12 protein-coding genes and 1 other RNA gene are annotated in these 16,508 nt (G+C 45.9%); 8 read left to right on the top strand and 5 right to left on the bottom strand.

Features of this window, described 5'->3' with window-relative positions:
- Positions 1-27 precede the first annotated feature (27 nt).
- Positions 28-2,907 carry an aminomethyl-transferring glycine dehydrogenase gene (gene gcvP / locus SEDOR53_RS0109940; protein ID WP_026769587.1) on the top strand — a complete coding sequence of 960 codons (2,880 nt, stop codon included), beginning with the start codon at positions 28-30 and terminating at the stop codon, positions 2,905-2,907.
- A gap of 53 nt (positions 2,908-2,960) precedes the next feature.
- On the opposite strand, the gene SEDOR53_RS18575 is transcribed toward gcvP, so the two are convergent.
- Positions 2,961-3,362, bottom strand: a complete 402-nt coding sequence (locus SEDOR53_RS18575; protein WP_157576761.1) for a hypothetical protein — start codon at positions 3,360-3,362, stop codon at positions 2,961-2,963.
- A 362-nt stretch (positions 3,363-3,724) separates the two neighbouring features.
- Here SEDOR53_RS18575 and SEDOR53_RS0109930 point away from each other — a divergent pair, with 362 nt between their 5' ends.
- Complete coding sequence (locus tag SEDOR53_RS0109930) at positions 3,725-4,033, top strand: hypothetical protein (RefSeq protein WP_026769586.1); 309 nt, start codon at positions 3,725-3,727, stop codon at positions 4,031-4,033.
- Between the two features lie 79 nt (positions 4,034-4,112).
- On the opposite strand, the gene SEDOR53_RS0109925 is transcribed toward SEDOR53_RS0109930, so the two are convergent.
- Positions 4,113-4,685, bottom strand: coding sequence for a porin family protein (locus SEDOR53_RS0109925; protein ID WP_037360996.1), 573 nt, complete (start codon positions 4,683-4,685; stop codon positions 4,113-4,115).
- A gap of 112 nt (positions 4,686-4,797) precedes the next feature.
- Between SEDOR53_RS0109925 and SEDOR53_RS0109920 the strand changes: the two genes are divergently transcribed.
- Genes SEDOR53_RS0109920 through SEDOR53_RS0109910 form a run of 3 tightly spaced genes read left to right on the top strand, consistent with a single transcriptional unit; the run spans position 4,798 to position 8,476 of the window.
- Complete coding sequence (locus tag SEDOR53_RS0109920) at positions 4,798-6,069, top strand: serine hydrolase (RefSeq protein WP_084220408.1); 1,272 nt, start codon at positions 4,798-4,800, stop codon at positions 6,067-6,069.
- On the top strand, positions 6,066-7,409 hold the full coding sequence (locus SEDOR53_RS0109915) for an FAD-binding oxidoreductase (protein WP_026769583.1): 1,344 nt from the start codon (positions 6,066-6,068) through the stop codon (positions 7,407-7,409). The genes SEDOR53_RS0109920 and SEDOR53_RS0109915 overlap by 4 nt, the downstream gene beginning before the upstream one ends.
- Positions 7,410-7,432: 23 nt before the next feature.
- Positions 7,433-8,476 (top strand): Gfo/Idh/MocA family oxidoreductase, encoded by a 1,044-nt coding sequence (locus tag SEDOR53_RS0109910; RefSeq protein ID WP_026769582.1) that lies wholly within the window; start codon positions 7,433-7,435, stop codon positions 8,474-8,476.
- A gap of 65 nt (positions 8,477-8,541) precedes the next feature.
- Here the strand turns inward: SEDOR53_RS0109910 and fsa are convergent, their stop codons facing one another.
- Complete coding sequence (gene fsa / locus SEDOR53_RS0109905) at positions 8,542-9,192, bottom strand: fructose-6-phosphate aldolase (RefSeq protein WP_026769581.1); 651 nt, start codon at positions 9,190-9,192, stop codon at positions 8,542-8,544.
- A 61-nt stretch (positions 9,193-9,253) separates the two neighbouring features.
- Positions 9,254-9,352, bottom strand: an RNA gene (gene ffs / locus SEDOR53_RS18770) — signal recognition particle sRNA small type.
- A gap of 76 nt (positions 9,353-9,428) precedes the next feature.
- Here ffs and SEDOR53_RS0109900 point away from each other — a divergent pair.
- Positions 9,429-10,532 carry a lipase family protein gene (locus tag SEDOR53_RS0109900; protein ID WP_051416590.1) on the top strand — a complete coding sequence of 368 codons (1,104 nt, stop codon included), beginning with the start codon at positions 9,429-9,431 and terminating at the stop codon, positions 10,530-10,532.
- Between the two features lie 4 nt (positions 10,533-10,536).
- Here SEDOR53_RS0109900 and SEDOR53_RS0109895 read toward each other — a convergent pair whose 3' ends face one another.
- Positions 10,537-11,814, bottom strand: a complete 1,278-nt coding sequence (locus SEDOR53_RS0109895) for a DUF5103 domain-containing protein (protein WP_026769579.1) — start codon at positions 11,812-11,814, stop codon at positions 10,537-10,539.
- A gap of 94 nt (positions 11,815-11,908) precedes the next feature.
- On the opposite strand from SEDOR53_RS0109895, the gene SEDOR53_RS0109890 reads away from it, so the two are divergent.
- Positions 11,909-13,141 carry an FtsX-like permease family protein gene (locus SEDOR53_RS0109890; RefSeq protein ID WP_026769578.1) on the top strand — a complete coding sequence of 411 codons (1,233 nt, stop codon included), beginning with the start codon at positions 11,909-11,911 and terminating at the stop codon, positions 13,139-13,141.
- A gap of 230 nt (positions 13,142-13,371) precedes the next feature.
- Positions 13,372-16,491 carry a TonB-dependent receptor gene (locus SEDOR53_RS0109885; protein WP_026769577.1) on the top strand — a complete coding sequence of 1,040 codons (3,120 nt, stop codon included), beginning with the start codon at positions 13,372-13,374 and terminating at the stop codon, positions 16,489-16,491.
- Positions 16,492-16,508 lie beyond the last annotated feature (17 nt).

Raw genomic sequence — 16,508 nt, 5'->3', positions numbered from 1 at the left:
GCGGCGTCTGAAAAAACAGCTATTGCTATGAAGTTATTTGAAGAACAGTCCGTTGAATTTCAACACAGGCATATTGGTCCCGGTGAACAAGACACCCAAGCCATGTTAAAGACCATCGGCGCCTCTACACTGGAAGAGCTGGTTGGCAAAACCGTTCCTGATGCCATTCGTATTAAAAAGCCACTCGATCTTCCCGCGGCCATCAGTGAGTTTGAATACCTCAGCGAGTTGAAAAAAGTAGCGGCCAAAAACAAGGTGTATAAAAATTATATTGGTCAGGGTTATTACGGCACTATCACACCCAGTGTCATTCTCCGCAACGTTTTTGAGAACCCGGGATGGTACACACAGTACACCCCTTACCAGGCCGAGATTTCACAGGGCCGGTTAGAGAGCCTGTTGAACTTCCAGACCATGGTGGCTGATCTCACGGGACTGCCCATAGCCAACGCTTCATTGCTCGATGAAGCCACTGCCGCCGCAGAAGCCATGGCCATGATCTTTCATCACCTGAATAAAACGGATGTGATCAGCAAACCCAGGTTGTTTGTTGACAATAGCATTTTCCAACAGACCAAAGACGTATTGGTTACCAGGGCAACACCCATTGGTATTGAACTGGTATATGGCGATTATCATACTGCGTCTCTGGACAATACTTATTTTGGTGCCATCCTGCAATACCCCAATAGTCACGGTGCTGTTGAAGACCAGCGCGCTTTCATTGAACAGGTGCATGCAGCAGGCGGATTGGTGATCATGGCCACCGATATATTGGCACTCACTTTACTCACTCCTCCCGGAGAACTGGGTGCAGATGTGGCCGTTGGCAACACACAACGTTTTGGCGTTCCGATGGGATATGGTGGTCCGCACGCCGCTTTCTTTGCCACCAAAGACGAATTCAAACGCGGCATGCCCGGCAGGTTGATCGGCGTGAGCATCGATGCGCAGGGCAACCGTGCATTGCGTATGGCTTTGCAAACGAGGGAGCAACACATCAAACGCGAAAAAGCAACGTCTAATATTTGTACGGCGCAGGCATTGCTGGCCAATATGGCGGCTATGTATGCTGTGTATCATGGTGCAGCTGGACTCAAAGCCATCGCTTCCCGGGTACATGCATTGACACAAGCGGTAGCCAAAGGATTGAGCAAGCTGGGTATTGAACAAAAGAATGCGTTCTATTTCGACACACTGCATGTTGCAGGTGTTGATGCGGCGGCTTTGAAAAAAATGGCAGAGAAATTCCATACCAATTTCCATTATGCAGCCGATGGCACTGTGCATATCAGCATAGACGAAACCACATCCATAGAAGATGCTAATACCATCATCAAAATATTTGAATCACTTACCGAGAAAAGTACGGGCTATCTGTTAACAGCAGCCAATGCAAACGGTGTTGCTTACCAGTTACCCAATGCCCTGCTGCGTAGCTCTGAATATTTAACACACCCTGTGTTCAATACACACCGCAGCGAGAGCCAGATGATGCGTTACCTGAAACAACTGGAAAACAAAGACCTTTCACTGAATACCAGCATGATCAGTTTGGGCAGTTGTACGATGAAATTGAATGCCGCTACTGAAATGATTCCTGTGAGCTGGCCTGAGTTCGGCGGTCTTCATCCTTTTGTTCCCGCAGAACAGGCAACAGGATACCAGCAGATCATTGAAGAACTCAGTGCATTTCTTTGCCAGATCACCGGCTTTACTGCCTGCAGCCTCCAACCTAATAGCGGCGCTCAGGGTGAATATGCCGGTCTGTTGTCTATCCGCTCATATCATGCGGCGCATAACCAGGCACATCGCAATGTAGTGTTGATACCTATCAGTGCGCACGGCACCAATCCTGCCAGTGCGGTCATGGCCGGTTTCAAAGTGGTGGTGGTAAAATGTGATGATGCAGGAAATATCGATGTAGCTGATCTGAAAGAAAAAGCAGTACAATACAAAGACACATTGGGTGTGTTGATGGTTACTTACCCATCGACCCATGGTGTTTTTGAAGAAACCATCAAAGACATCTGCAATATCATACACGAGAATGGTGGTCTTGTGTACATGGATGGAGCGAATATGAATGCGCAGGTAGGACTGACCAGTCCGGGTACCATTGGCGCCGATGTGTGTCACCTCAACCTGCACAAAACCTTCGCTATCCCGCATGGCGGTGGCGGTCCCGGCATGGGCCCTATTTGTGTGAACGACAAACTCGCTCCATACCTTCCCGGTCATGCCAACACAGGCAATGGCCGGTTGGCTGTAAGTGCGGCGCCTTACGGATCGGCCAGCATCCTGCTCATCAGCTATGCTTATATCAAAATGCTGGGTGCAGATGGTGTGAAGATGGCAACTGAATATGCCATCCTGAATGCCAATTACATGAAAGCGCGGCTTGAAAAATACTATAAGATATTGTACACCGGCAGCAATGGAACCTGTGCGCACGAGTTCATTGTTGACCTGCGACCGTTCAAACAAAGCGTGGGTATTGAAGCAGAAGATGTGGCCAAGCGTTTGATCGATTATGGTTTCCATGCGCCCACACTGAGTTTTCCTGTTCCGGGCACTATTATGATTGAACCTACCGAGAGTGAGGATAAAGCCGAACTCGATCGTTTCTGTGATGCATTGATCTCAATTTATGAAGAGATCAGGGCTATAGAGGAAGGACATTCCGACAAAGCCGATAATCCGCTTAAGCATGCACCACATACGCAAGCCGTTGTTTGTGGTGATGAATGGCCGCATGCCTATTCACGTAAGGAAGCAGCGTTTCCATTGTACTATGTTACACAGAATAAATTCTGGCCGAGCGTGGCGAGGGTGAATAACACACACGGTGATCGCAACCTGGTATGCACTTGCGAACCTGTTTCGGCTTACGCAGAAAATGCATAAGCTATACCGTTGATCAAAACCAAAAGCCGTAAGAAAATGATGCGTTCATTTGCTTACGGCTTTTTTCTTTCTGTTTCTTTTTCCAGCAGTGTGATCAGTTTTTGTTTGTCGGTCAGTGCATTTTCCAACAATATTACCTGGGTCCTGAGGAGTGCGATGATTTCATCTTTGGAAGTGAGATAGGCTGCTTTCTCTTCATTCATTTCGTAGGCCAATTGTTCTTCAGGCGGCAGGCTTGCATCGATGAGCATATTACCCCTGCCTGAAAAGAGCCAGATGATGCTGAGCTCTGGATACTGTGTTTTGATTCTTTCCAGGATATCGGTACCTACGGCTCCCTGTTTCTTTCGCTGCTTGCCAAGATATCCGTTGGATATGCTGCAGGCATGTTCTACTTCATAAGCAGAGAGACCACGAAAATCCATGTATTGGTATAAGCGTTCAATGATCGTCAATGTGGATAAATTTATTAGAAATAAGTTTGCTAAAAATTTTATTATTAATAGAAATATTACTATTATTGTGGCTGAAATGTTTTACGAAGTAAATCAATCTGTATGACATCACAATGGTTGTTTATACGGTAATTTGTCTTAACTCACAGCGGGTATGCAGAACCATCCGTCAACCTACAAGACAAATCTACGGTCCAAACCTATCTCGTAAAACGAACCCAAAGTATACCGCCACTATCGGGGAAGTGGTTGTATACTAACAACTGCTTTGTAACAATACAAACCCCGGGGTATTGTGCACAGCATCGCACAAAAAGTCCAGCAAGCAAAGAGCGATTGATCACTATTAAAAACAGTAAAAAATGCCTTTGACACAGTACCCGGAATGGGAATCCCATTCCAGAAAACTCAGCAAAGAAGAGGTTGAGCATCCCCTGCTGGTAATCGATGAACTTTTTGATTACGCGCATCTCCCGGATGTGAGAGAGCTTTTATGGCTTTGGCTGAAAACCACGGTGAACGGAGACTTTTCTGATGGTCTTGATCAGCACGAGAGAGGCTCTATACTTTTCTTTTATGAAAAAATGGAAAGATTGGTGGAAGCGGCACATATACTTCATGTGCGAAACAAACACCAACAACCCGGCGACTCAACCAATGAGCCGCAATAACAATAAGGCCTTACCGATATCGGTAAGGCCTTTGTTTTACCTGTTGTTGCTGTTGTTTATTCGTTGTTGCCTGCTGGTTTTATTTTATCCTCACCGCAACCCCTACCTGCAGCACATTGCTATAATGCAAGGAATTGGTATTGGCTACAATGTTGGTAAGACCAAAATTATATCGCGCGTCGAACCCTATCTGATCCGTTGCCTGTATCCCCACTCCCAGGCCAGCACTCAATGCGAACTTATTATAATCGCTCATGACATTTATTTTGCTGCTGGGATCCTTGTCGGCCGCGCCTACCAGCATTCCCAGTTGCGGGCCCGCTTCCACATAAACCTGCCTGGCAGGATAGTATTGGAACATCACAGGCACATTGATATAACTCAATGCAATCACCCTGTCGCCCACCGGTGTCTGGAATCTTTCGCCTTCACCGGAATACAATATCTCCGGCTGGATATACCAATTTCTTGATGATTTTGTAAGCAATGAATTGAAAAACAAACCTGCATGTCCGCTGGTACGGCTATTGCCACCAGTACTGGATATATCCGCTATGCTGAAACCGCCCTTTACTCCCATAACCTGCGCCTTTGCTTTTGTAAAGCAGCATACCATCAGGAATGCTCCCATTACCATCATAATCTTTTTCATTACAATATTGTTTGATTCATGTCTTGTATTTCCAAATGCCATGCCAAAAAAAACATGAAACGGAATTTGTATTTATATTTAGTTCTATTTAGTTCGCAAACAGTTCATCATCATGCGTATTTTATTTCTCCACCGACAACAAGCTGTCTGGCTGTTGCTGCTCCTGCTGTGCCCCCGCCTCGTTCCTGCCCAGGAAAAAACAGATCCCTGGCTGCAACAACTGCTGAACAGTAAAGCGCCACCGCTGCTGCAAAAGGTATTGAACCATCCCGACAGTTTTCAATACCAGATCATCTATACAGAAATCAACCGCGACGCCAACAACCGGCCTCATTTCAAAAATCATTACCTGCATGTAGACCGTAACCGGTATTTCAATCCTGCTTCTACAGTTAAACTACCTACTGCGTTGGTGGCGTTGGAAAAATTACGCACGCTCAGTAAATATGGGGTTGACAGGCGAACACATATGTTAACCGATAGCAGCTTCAGTTCCCAGTCTGCCGTATGGAGCGATAGTTCTTCCGCAGATGGTTATCCTTCTGTTGAACACTACATCAAAAAAATATTCCTCATCAGTGATAATGATGCATACAACCGCTTGTATGAATTCGTGGGACAGGCAACACTCAACCGTACTTTATGGAGCAAAGGTTATCCTGATATACGCATTGTGCGGCGGTTTACACCTATGAGTGAAGAAGAAAACCGTCATACGAACGCTATCCGCTTTGAAAAGAATGGAACATTGCTATATCAACAACCTGCCGCATACAGCGATATTCCATTCGATTACAGTAAGCAGGCATTGGTAGGAAATGCTTTTTACGACCGTCACGATTCACTCATTCATCAACCGATGGATTTCACGCGGCACAACAATTTTCCGTTGGAAGACCTGCAACAGATACTTCAGTCGGTGCTCTTTCCTCAATCGGTTCCTGCATCGAAACGATTCCATTTATCGGATGAGGATGAACAACTCTTATACCGGTATATGTCGGAATACCCTTCTGAAAGTGAGCATCCACGCTATGACACCACCACCTATTTCGACAGCTATACCAAATTCTTCCTGTTCAAAGATGGCCGTCAAAAAATACCTTCCAATATCCGTATCTTTAATAAAACGGGATGGTCTTATGGCTATCTTACCGATGCAGCTTATATCGTTGACTTCGAGAAAAAAATTGAATTCATGCTCTCTGGTGTCATATATGTTAATCGCGATGGAATTTTGAACGATGACAAATACGAGTATGAAGAAACCGGTTATCCTTTCTTTAAAGAAGTAGGCAGGATCATATATGAATATGAACAAAACCGGAAACGTTCTCATCAACCCAACCTGAGCAAATTTGCCTTTAAAAAAGCAATACCATGATCATTCAAAACTGGTGGGTAACTACATTATTGGAAGAAAAATATATGTTCTGCAAACCTTTGCAGGCACACCGCAAATGCGATGTGCTGATCATCGGGGGTGGCATGTCGGGCGTAAGTGCAGCAGCGGCTTTGATGAACAAGGGTTTGTCTGTCGTATTGCTTGAGAAAAATATCCTGGGCGGTAGTTCCAGCGGTCGCAGCGCCGGTTTTCTCACACCCGATAGTGAACTGGAATTATCACAATTGGTGAGGCGTTATGGGTTGAAGGGAGCGAATGAAATATGGGAAGTACCGGTCAAGGGCATTGCACTGATCAAAGAATATGTAACGAAATACCACATCAATTGCGATTTCAGGGTGCAGGACAGTCTTTTTATGGGCATTGGCAAAAGCGGCTGGCAGGATGTACAGGATGAGATGAAATGCAGGAAGCATGTGGGTTTTACCAACCAGACCCTCTACAATAAACAAGAGCTGGACAACCTGGTAGGTTCTGCCGGGTTTACAGGTGCTGTAAGGTATACCGATACTTATGGCATCAACCCGCTGCAATACCTGCAAGGCATGAAGCATCATTTACAGGAAGCGGGTATTGATATTTATGAGAGTACCGAAGTGTTACGCATCGAAGGCAATACAGCATATACGCATGCCGGCTCTGTTGCTGCCGGCCAGATCATTGTTGCCATCGATAAAATGGAGCATCAATTCAACAAAGTGGCCGATGAAGTATTTCATGCACAAACTTTTTTAAGCATCAGTGAGCCGTTGAATGACCAGGAATTGTACCAGCTGTATCCATCGGGAGATGACTTGCAGATGTGGGATAGTACATTGGTATATTCTTACTGGCGTTTGGTGGAAGGCAACCGTATTTTACTTGGCGGTGGCAATGCCATTACGACTTTTCTTCCCAAAGCCTGGAACCATGAAGATGTGATCGACGGTGTGCACAAACGTTTTAAATCGCATTTCCCTTTTCTGCGCGACCTGCATTTTATTCAATATTGGCCTGGCCTGATCGATACCACACGTGACCTGTTGCCTACCATTGTACGCGATGCTTCCAATCCGCGTATTCACTTTATACTGGGTGTGGTGGGGCTTCCCTGGGCCAGCTTCTGCGGTGATTTTGTAGCCCGCAATATCCTGGGTACAGCCGATGAGGACAGCCATAAATACTTCGAATATTTTACCGATCGTCGTTATTTTGCAATCCCTGTATGGGTTGAGCATCTTTTGGGCAAACCGGTGGTCTTCGCTTGCAGCAATGGCTGGGCTAAGTATTACCAAAAAGATCTCCAGCACTTGCCAAAAGAAAAGAAAAAAGAATTTTAACCGAATCATTATTCATTGATATTATGCAACAGATCAGAACCGCACTGCTGTCTTTTGGAATGTCGGGCAGGGTATTCCATGCCCCCTTCATTCATTTGCATCCCGGCCTTGAATTATATGATGTGTGGGAAAGAACAAAATCCGCCTCACTCGAATTTTACCCGGGCATTCGCATCTTCCGTTCGCTGGAAGAACTGCTTGCCGATGAGCGCATTGAACTGGTGATTGTGAATACACCCACCAATACGCATTTTGAATACACCAAAAAAGTATTGGAAGCAGGTAAACATGCGGTGGTGGAAAAAGCATTCACCACTTCCGTGGCAGAAGCCATTGAACTGCAACAACTGGCCGCACAAAAGCATAAAAAAATAAGCGTATTCCAGAACCGCAGGTGGGATAGTGATTTCAAGACCGTAAAAAAAATAGTAGAAGAAGGATGGCTCGGCGATATCACCGAAGCCGAGTTTCATTTCGACAGGTACAAGGAAGAATTGAGTCCCAAGATGCACAAAGAAATTCCCGGTCCCGGTGCAGGTGTGCTCAACGACCTGGGTCCGCATTTGATTGACCAGGCCCTGTTCCTTTTTGGTATGCCCGATGCCCTGTTTGCCGATATCCGCATTACCAGGCCGGTATCGCAGGTGGATGATTATTTTGAGTTATTGCTTTATTATAAAACCATGCGGGTACGCCTGAAAGCAGGTTACCTGGTGAGAGAGCCGCTGCCTTCTTTTATCGTGCACGGTCACAAAGGATCATTTATCAAAACACGCGCGGATGTACAGGAAGCGGATCTGATAGAAAATAAAAAGCCGGGCGGAACCGATTGGGGAATAGAACCTGTATCCGAAGAAGGATTATTGCATACAGAAAAGAACGGAAAAATTATCAGGGAACGGGTTCATACACTACAGGGTAATTATTATGCATATTATGAAGCCGTTTATCATGCACTCACCCAAAACACAGAGATGCCTGTTACCGTACAAGATGGTATCAATGTTGTGCGGATCATTGAAACTGCAGTGCAAAGCAGTGCAGCAGGCAAGCTGATCCAATTATAATATCATCATGCCAATAAAAAGCCCCCCGTATGCGGAGGGCTTTTTTATTAATCAATATCATTCATTTACATTTTCTTGGCATCTTCCAGGAACTTGGCCAGACCGATATCCGTTAAAGGATGTTTGAGCAAGCCGAGGATGGAATCGAGCGGACAAGTACATACATCCGCACCTGCTTCCGCAGCTTTGGTGATATGCAGTGCACTGCGGATAGAAGCCGCCAGAATTTCTGTTTTGAAATTCTGTATATCATAGATATGGCGGATCTGCGCAATCAGTTCCATACCATCCCAACCACTATCGTCGATACGGCCGATGAAAGGCGATACATAACTGGCACCTGCTTTGGCAGCCAGGATGGCTTGTCCGGCAGAGAATACCAAAGTGCAATTGGTACGGATACCCTTATCGGTAAACCATTTGATGGCTTTTACGCCGTCTTTGATCATGGGAACTTTCACCACGATATTGGGGTGAATGGCCGCCAGTTTTTTCCCTTCTTCAACAATAGTAGCGAAATCGGTTGATAACACTTCTGCACTTACATCGCCATCTACCAGCTCGCAAATGGTTTTGTAATGATTGGCAATAGCAGCTTCTCCTTTGATGCCTTCTTTTGCCATCAGGGAAGGATTGGTGGTTACACCATCGAGGATACCCAGGTCATGGGCTTCTTTGATCTGGGAAAGATTACCCGTGTCGATAAAAAATTTCATGCGGTTTAAAATTAGCTTCCCCCTCAAATGAAATGCCCCCATCGGGGGTAGAGGGGGTAAAAAATGGCAGGCTACTCACATCGCACCGCTCAACCACTTATCCTTGCTGCATTCCTGCCCTGGGGAGGTTCAGCAGGAGCTGGTCGTGTAAGACCTGCCAGTTGCAAAGCTAAGGCATCACAGTTTATTTTCCCGTTTTTTTTAGCATTGGGTATATTTGAGTACAATCCAATCCAATGCCAATACGTAAGATCGTCACCTGCATATATTCACTATTGTTTATCTGTTACCTGAATGCCAAAGGTCAGACAATCTTGTTAAAACCCGGCTTCAACAAAGCCGAATACACAGAGTTATTGAAGATCTCGGCCCGCCAGTCAGATGCCCCTGAAGTAGCTTCGATTCCCGCACCCGAACATTTTGTAAGGATTTATCTTTCTGCAACGAGTGGGCTGGACAACCGGTGGGAACTCTGGACTTCTTCCAATGGCATCGCAGTGATCAGTATCCGCGGCACCACTTCCCACGATGCCAGCTGGTTGGAAAATTTTTATGCAGCTATGGTGCCTGCAGCAGGAAGCATCAAACTGACCAACGATTTTACTTTCAACTATCACCTGACCGATCATCCTCGCGCTGCCGTTCATGCGGGCTGGCTTATTGGAACGGCTTTTCTTTCCAAAGACATATTGCCGAAGATCGATTCGCTGTATGCAAAGGGTACAAAACAATTCATCATCCTGGGACATAGCCAGGGTGGCACCATTTCATTCCTGTTGACCGCATACCTGGAAAATCAAAAATCAACCAAACGCCTGCCAAGTGATATCCGTTTCAAAACTTATTCAAGTGCTGCACCCAAACCCGGCAACCTGTATTTTGCGTACGACTATGAGCGATTGACCATGGGGGGATGGGGATTGACGGTTGTGAACCAGGCCGATTGGGTACCGGAAACGCCCGTATCTATTCAAACCCTGGATGATTTCAACGCTGTCAATCCTTTCAGCAATATTTCACCTCTTATTAAAAAACAAAAATTTCCCAAGAACCTGTTCATTCGTCATGTATACAATCAACTGAACAAATCTCCTATCCGCTCAAGAAAAAAATATGAGCGATACCTGGGCAAAACTGCAGGAGGCTTGGCAAAGAAATATCTTCCGGGTTATGAACCGCCAAAATATATACCCAGTATGAATTACGCCCGCTGCGGACAATACATTGTTTTACAGGCTGATACTGCTTATTACCGGAAATATCCCGATAATCCGCAAAAAGTATTCATACACCACGGCATCCTGCCTTATCTCTATCTTACGAGCCGCCTGCCTGACTAAATACCTAATACCTGGCAGTACGTGAATTGAGTGTGCTGATGCCCAGCAATTCATCATGCCTGCCACTCAATGAACGATAGTAGACCAATATGGTATAATCGTTCTCCGTTTCCCAATAATTTCCTTCGGTGAGATCGGTAGCAGCTCTTTCGTCCCGATCTTTAACAGATTTGGTAACATAGATATAGCTGTAATAACCTTGTTTGAGCAACAGGGTCTTGGTATATACGCCATTCGTTTCATCGAACTGCATCAGGGAAGTATCGCTTACCTGGTTGCCGGTACATTCACCCAACAAATACACACGGCGCCCTGCAAGAGGCTGTTTATTCGCCGGCGCCAATGTGAACTTCACTTGCGCATAATCGCTCTGCCACCAGGGGTTGATCGATTCTGTAGCACTGATCTGGTCCCAACCGTTGCGATCTGTAAAGAAAACATAAGGAAGTTGTTGCCGCTGAAAATCGGGTTTCATGTATACGGCAAATGGCCGCTCGCGCTGGTCGATATGATCTACGCGATCGCTTTCAAAACGAAAGCTCTGCAAATCGGCCCAGCGGTATTCTTTCCCGGCTGCAAAAACACAATCGCGCTCTCCATTATACTCCAGTACATTGTTACGGATGAAGGATGGCTGAATGCCGGTAACCGCATCATCCCAACGGTTGTTTTGCAACACAACTACTTTCACCTGCTGCTGCACATTGAGCACATTCATTTCACGGGTGTTGATGAAAAACTGCAGTTTTTGGTGGGTTTGTATCAATGCATTATCAAACGGTTGTAACATTCGCGCCCCGACAGACATCTTATCTTCCATCACCATGAGGCGTTTGGTAAACGCCAATTGCGAAGTATCGCCGTTAAGGAATACTTTCAACAGGTAATTACCGCTCCGGGTAGGAATACAATTCCGTTCGGGCAGCAGGGCCTGGTAATGTACATAGGGAGTAGTACTGATAGATGACATGCGATACTGGTACAAACGGTTTTGCTGAAAACCATTGATATAGTCGAACGGACTCAGGTCCGCCGGCGTCCAGTCTGCATTACACAACTGAAGGGTGTAAAAATAATTCTTCGCATATCCGTCGAGATCATCGAAATGCAGCTCCAGCAGGTCGGGAGAATTGAGCCGGATAACCGGCAGGCTCTGCTGGTTGTTCTGCTGGAATAATTTGACGGTTCTGATGCCCGGCATATACACATGATCAGGCAAACGCTGTGCATGCAACAAAAAACAACCCTGCCAGGCCAGTAATACCAGGAGCAACTTTTTCATGTTGTAAAGATGCAGCAAAACGGACTGTCCGTCAATTCATTTTGCTGCATTGCAGGCGGCTCCGTAGATTTGGCTGAATCAAAATCAATGCCGTTTGGGTCTTGCCCTTGATATTGCAAAGCGTGTTGCCTTCAACCGTCAAAAATCATTTTCCAGGTTCATCATCCGGTTATCGGTTGCTGCAACGGCTTTAAGCGTGGCGGCCATGATCATTACCCTCTCTTTTGTAAATGGGTTCCAGCAGAAAGTGTCGGAAAAAGTATTCAGCTTCTGGGGGCATATCCGTGTACAGAAATATGAGGCCGGGAAATCGCTGGTCGCCGAAGAAACCCCTCTTCAAAAAGATCCTTCAGTAGAAAACATCATTCGTCAGCAACCCGGTGTAACACAAGTGCAGGGGTTTGCTACCAAATCGGTGGTGTTGGAAAAAAATAAAGAGATCGAAGGCGTGCTGCTCAAAGGCATTGAGGAGAATTATGACAGCAGCCGGCTGAAGCCTTACCTCGTGGAGGGCCGTTGGATACATTTCAATGACAGCCTATATAGCCGCGAATTGTTGCTTTCTGCACAACTGGCTTCGCAATTAAAAGTGAACCTGAACGATACCATTACTGTTTATTTCATTTCATCCATCGACGGCAGCAGAACTTACCGCAGGCTGAGCATAGCCGGCATTTACAAAACCGGTATTGAAGAATACGATAAACTGTTCATCATCGGCGACCTGCGGCTGATCAGGCGCGTAAACAGTTGGCAGGATGATGAGATCGGCGGCTATGAATTGTTTGTAAAAGATGACCATTCCATGTCGGCCATCAATGATGCTTTGCTGAATCGTCTGCCGCCGGAATGGATGAGCCGGAGCATACCCGAGATCTATCCCAATATTTTCGATTGGCTCAATATCCAGGATGTGAACAGGAATGTCATTTTCATTGTCATGTCTGTGGTGGCCATTATCAACCTGGCCACTTGTTTACTGATACTGATGCTGGAAAGAACCCGCATGATTGGTATCCTAAAAGCCATCGGTGCTACCGACTGGCTGATACAGCGTGTGTTTCTGTACCATGCTACTGTTATTACCCTTGCGGGTATTGGTATTGGGTTTGTGATGGGCGCCGGCATCTGCCTGCTGCAACAGTACACACATTTCATCAAACTCGATGAAGCTTCATATTATGTACGGTATGCACCTGTCACGATCAACTGGGTGCAGGTTGCAGTGGTTTGTATGACCACTGCATTGGTTTGTTACCTTTCTCTTTTATTGCCCACCTGGCTCATCAGGAAAATCAGGCCTGTTAAAGCCATTCAGTTCAGGTAGTATTTTGGATGATGAAAATATGCTTCCGGGCATGTTATGATCACCCTATATGATGATCTCGTTATTTCAATACATTATACATATTTATATTAATATACTTGTGTCGAAAATCGCCTAATAGCTTCATTATCAATACATTATATTTCTTTCTATTTTAATTTGCAAGAACGTGAGAAAGTTTTTTATTTGTATTACATAATACATAATACTTATTACGAAACCTTGCCATTATGAAACCAACAACGGGATTCTTCCGGGCTGTCATGTCCGCTCTTGGAATTCTCTTCTTCAACCTACTGACTGCACAAACCCCTGTCATCACCGGCCGCGTTACCACACAAAACAACGGAGAACCTTTGCAAGGGGTATCGGTCGTGATCAAAGACAAGAAAACAGGCGTTCAAACTGCTGCCGATGGCAGCTATTCAATCAAAGCACAGCTTACCGACACATTGTTGTTCAGCTACAGCGGCTACGCTTTGCTCATCGCCCCCATTAACAACCAATCACGACTGAATGTTTCATTACAACTCAAAGTACAAGCACTGGGCGACGTAGTAGTAGTGGGATATGGTACCCAGAAAAAAGGGAACCTCACCGGTTCTGTTGCTTCCGTTTCAGCAAAAGAAATTCAAAAAATGACCACAGGCAATGTTGCTTCCGCGCTGCAGGGGCGTACCCCAGGCGTGAGCGTATTGTCAGATGGCGGTGTTGCCGGCGCTGCCGTGAACATCGTCATCCGGGGTGCCAGCTCCCTCACCAACGTTGCACCACTCTATGTGATCGACGGTGCATTCGCTACCGACCTCAGCTCGGTGAATCCCAATGATATTGAAAGCATAGACATTTTAAAAGACGCTTCTTCTGCTGCCATCTACGGTTCACGCGCCGCCAACGGAGTGGTGTTGGTAACCACTAAAAAAGGCACTCCCGGTAAAACCAGGATCAATTTCAATACCAGTTACGGTTTGCAAACGCCCGCTAAAATGCTGTCTTACCTGAATGCACGGCAATATGCAGACCTCATGAATACTGTTTCCGATGCCGCAGGAACGCCCAGGATTCCTTTCAATGACGCACAATTCAACCCTGCCATCAATGAAGATTATCAGCGGTTATGGCTTCGCAATGCACCTATGTTTAATGCGGGATTGGATTTTTCCGGCGGTCAGAAAGAATCGTCTATTTATTCCAGCTTCAATTATTTCAACCAGCAAAGTCTCCTCGTCAACAGCGAGTTCAAACGGTATGATTTCAGGTTAAATACCACCCAGGTACGCAATAAATTCAAACTGGAAGAATCGTTTTCGGTGAACCGGAATGAGAACAAACCCAACTACGCATATACAACGCTGAATAACGGACTCACCATTCCTACCATTGCCAATACCAATCCCGATCTTACCCGTTCCGGGGTCAATTCAAACGGTTTCAATACGGGCAACTCCAACTATTATATCGACAAAGGCGGCATCAATTTGTCCAGCCCCTATGCCGCAGGCGCTTTGTCTTCCTGGCAGGAAAATACAACCACCCTTACCGGCAGCATCAAAGCCAGTTATGAAATAACCAGGGGCCTTGTATACAGTCTCGGTTTGAGTGGAAACTATGTCGTGAGCAATACCCGCTATAATACCCCCAACTATACCCTGACCGATTTAACCGGTGTAACGCAATTCAGCCAGCAAAGATCGCTGACCGAAACCAGGGGTGAATATTTCCAGTACACGCTGGACAACCTGCTTTCTTATAAAAAAGAAATCAATGGGCACGATATTGATGTATTACTGGGACAAAGCTGGCTGGCAGAAAAAAACAGGAACATCATTACTACTTCCGGCGATAATAACTTTCCCAACAACGCCATTACTGTTCCCCAGGGTAATGTGTCGGCCTCTGGCCAGGAGTTCAGTTCTGCGCTGCTGTCGGTATTCGGTCGTATCAACTATGGGTACAAGAACCGGTACCTTTTATCCGTCAGCGCAAGAAATGATCAGTCTACCAAGTTTGCCGAAACCAATCGTTCCGGTATTTTCCCTTCTGTTTCCGCAGGCTGGAACATCCATCATGAACCATTCTTTTCGTCAAAACTCATTTCACTGGCAAAGATCCGTATCAGCTATGGTGAGCTGGGCGCCAATTTCATTCCCCCGTACAGCTATTTCTCTACCGTTAATTCAACAGTGCCGGTTATTTTCGGAAATGTACGGCAATACGGGTCCATCACACAACTGGCTAACTCGAATCTGAAATGGGAAACTTCGCAAACATCCAATATTGGTATTGATCTCGGTATACTGTCTAACAAGATTACACTGAGTGTGGATTATTTCTACAAGAAAAATATCGACCTGCTGGCAAGTCTTACACCGCCGCCTTCATCCGGACAGGGTCTGTATAACGGCTCTGCAGGTTCTGCCGTATATAACTCGGCCAGTATTGAAAACAAAGGGTTCGAAGCGTCGCTTGCTTATCATAAAACTACCGGAATATTCAAATTCAATATAACAGCCAATGCATCGCAGGTGAAGAACAAAGTCATTGCATTGGGTGATAATGTACTGCCCATCAACGGCTATCCGATGAGTGCATTTTTTGGTGACAGGCCCACGATTACACAACCGGGTTTGCCGGTAGGCGCTTTCTGGGGATACCGTACAACAGGTATTTACCAGTCAGATGCAGAAGTAGCCGCAGGTCCTGAAAAGGACAGTGGTAAAAAAGCAGGTGATCTCAAATTTGCCGATCTGGACAACAATGGCAAGATCGATAATAATGACAAAACCATGATTGGCACTCCGTTTCCCAAGCTGGAATACAGCCTGAATTTTTCAGGGTCTTTTAAAGCGTTTGATTTTACCCTGTACCTGGCAGGCGCTTATGGAAACCAGATCTTCAACCTTACCAGATACGCCAATTATTTCCAGCTCGATTTTGCTAAAACGGCCGATGCATTGGATGCATGGACGCCGCAACATACCAATACTGCTCAGCCACGCTTGTCGGCCAGCAACAGAACCGGTGGTAATGCATTACCCAGCAGTTACTACATTGAAGACGGTTCTTATCTGCGGCTTAAAAACCTGCAGGCAGGTTATTCATTGCTGAAAGACAAATGCCCGAAGCTGCCTTTCAGCCGCATCAGGTTTTATGCAGGTGTTCAAAACCTGCTCACCTTCACCCATTACTCCGGCTATGATCCTGAATTAGGTTCTGCTGCGGGCATTTTACCGGGACAGGGAACAGACGGCAGGGGCACAGGAGCTAATGTATTGTTTAATCGTGGTGTAGACATCAGGGCTTACCCGCGTGACCGGACTTATATCATTGGCATCCAGGCTTCATTTTAATTCAAAACTTTAAACCG

The sequence above is a fragment of the Asinibacterium sp. OR53 genome (assembly GCF_000515315.1).
GTDB lineage: Bacteria > Bacteroidota > Bacteroidia > Chitinophagales > Chitinophagaceae > Sediminibacterium.
Note: the sequence above shows the minus strand (reverse complement) of the source record. Positions and strands in the feature narration are given on the sequence as shown.

Excerpts from the sequence above, each read along its gene's own strand:
- gcvP (WP_026769587.1), top strand. The coding sequence starts at position 28 with ATGAAGTTATTTGAAGAACAGTCCGTTGAATTTCAACACAGGCATATT.
- SEDOR53_RS0109930 (WP_026769586.1), top strand. The coding sequence starts at position 3,725 with ATGCCTTTGACACAGTACCCGGAATGGGAATCCCATTCCAGAAAACTC.
- SEDOR53_RS0109925 (WP_037360996.1), bottom strand. The coding sequence starts at position 4,685 with ATGAAAAAGATTATGATGGTAATGGGAGCATTCCTGATGGTATGCTGC.
- SEDOR53_RS0109920 (WP_084220408.1), top strand. The coding sequence starts at position 4,798 with ATGCGTATTTTATTTCTCCACCGACAACAAGCTGTCTGGCTGTTGCTG.
- SEDOR53_RS0109915 (WP_026769583.1), top strand. The coding sequence starts at position 6,066 with ATGATCATTCAAAACTGGTGGGTAACTACATTATTGGAAGAAAAATAT.
- SEDOR53_RS0109910 (WP_026769582.1), top strand. The coding sequence starts at position 7,433 with ATGCAACAGATCAGAACCGCACTGCTGTCTTTTGGAATGTCGGGCAGG.
- fsa (WP_026769581.1), bottom strand. The coding sequence starts at position 9,192 with ATGAAATTTTTTATCGACACGGGTAATCTTTCCCAGATCAAAGAAGCC.
- SEDOR53_RS0109900 (WP_051416590.1), top strand. The coding sequence starts at position 9,429 with ATGCCAATACGTAAGATCGTCACCTGCATATATTCACTATTGTTTATC.
- SEDOR53_RS0109895 (WP_026769579.1), bottom strand. The coding sequence starts at position 11,814 with ATGAAAAAGTTGCTCCTGGTATTACTGGCCTGGCAGGGTTGTTTTTTG.
- SEDOR53_RS0109885 (WP_026769577.1), top strand. The coding sequence starts at position 13,372 with ATGAAACCAACAACGGGATTCTTCCGGGCTGTCATGTCCGCTCTTGGA.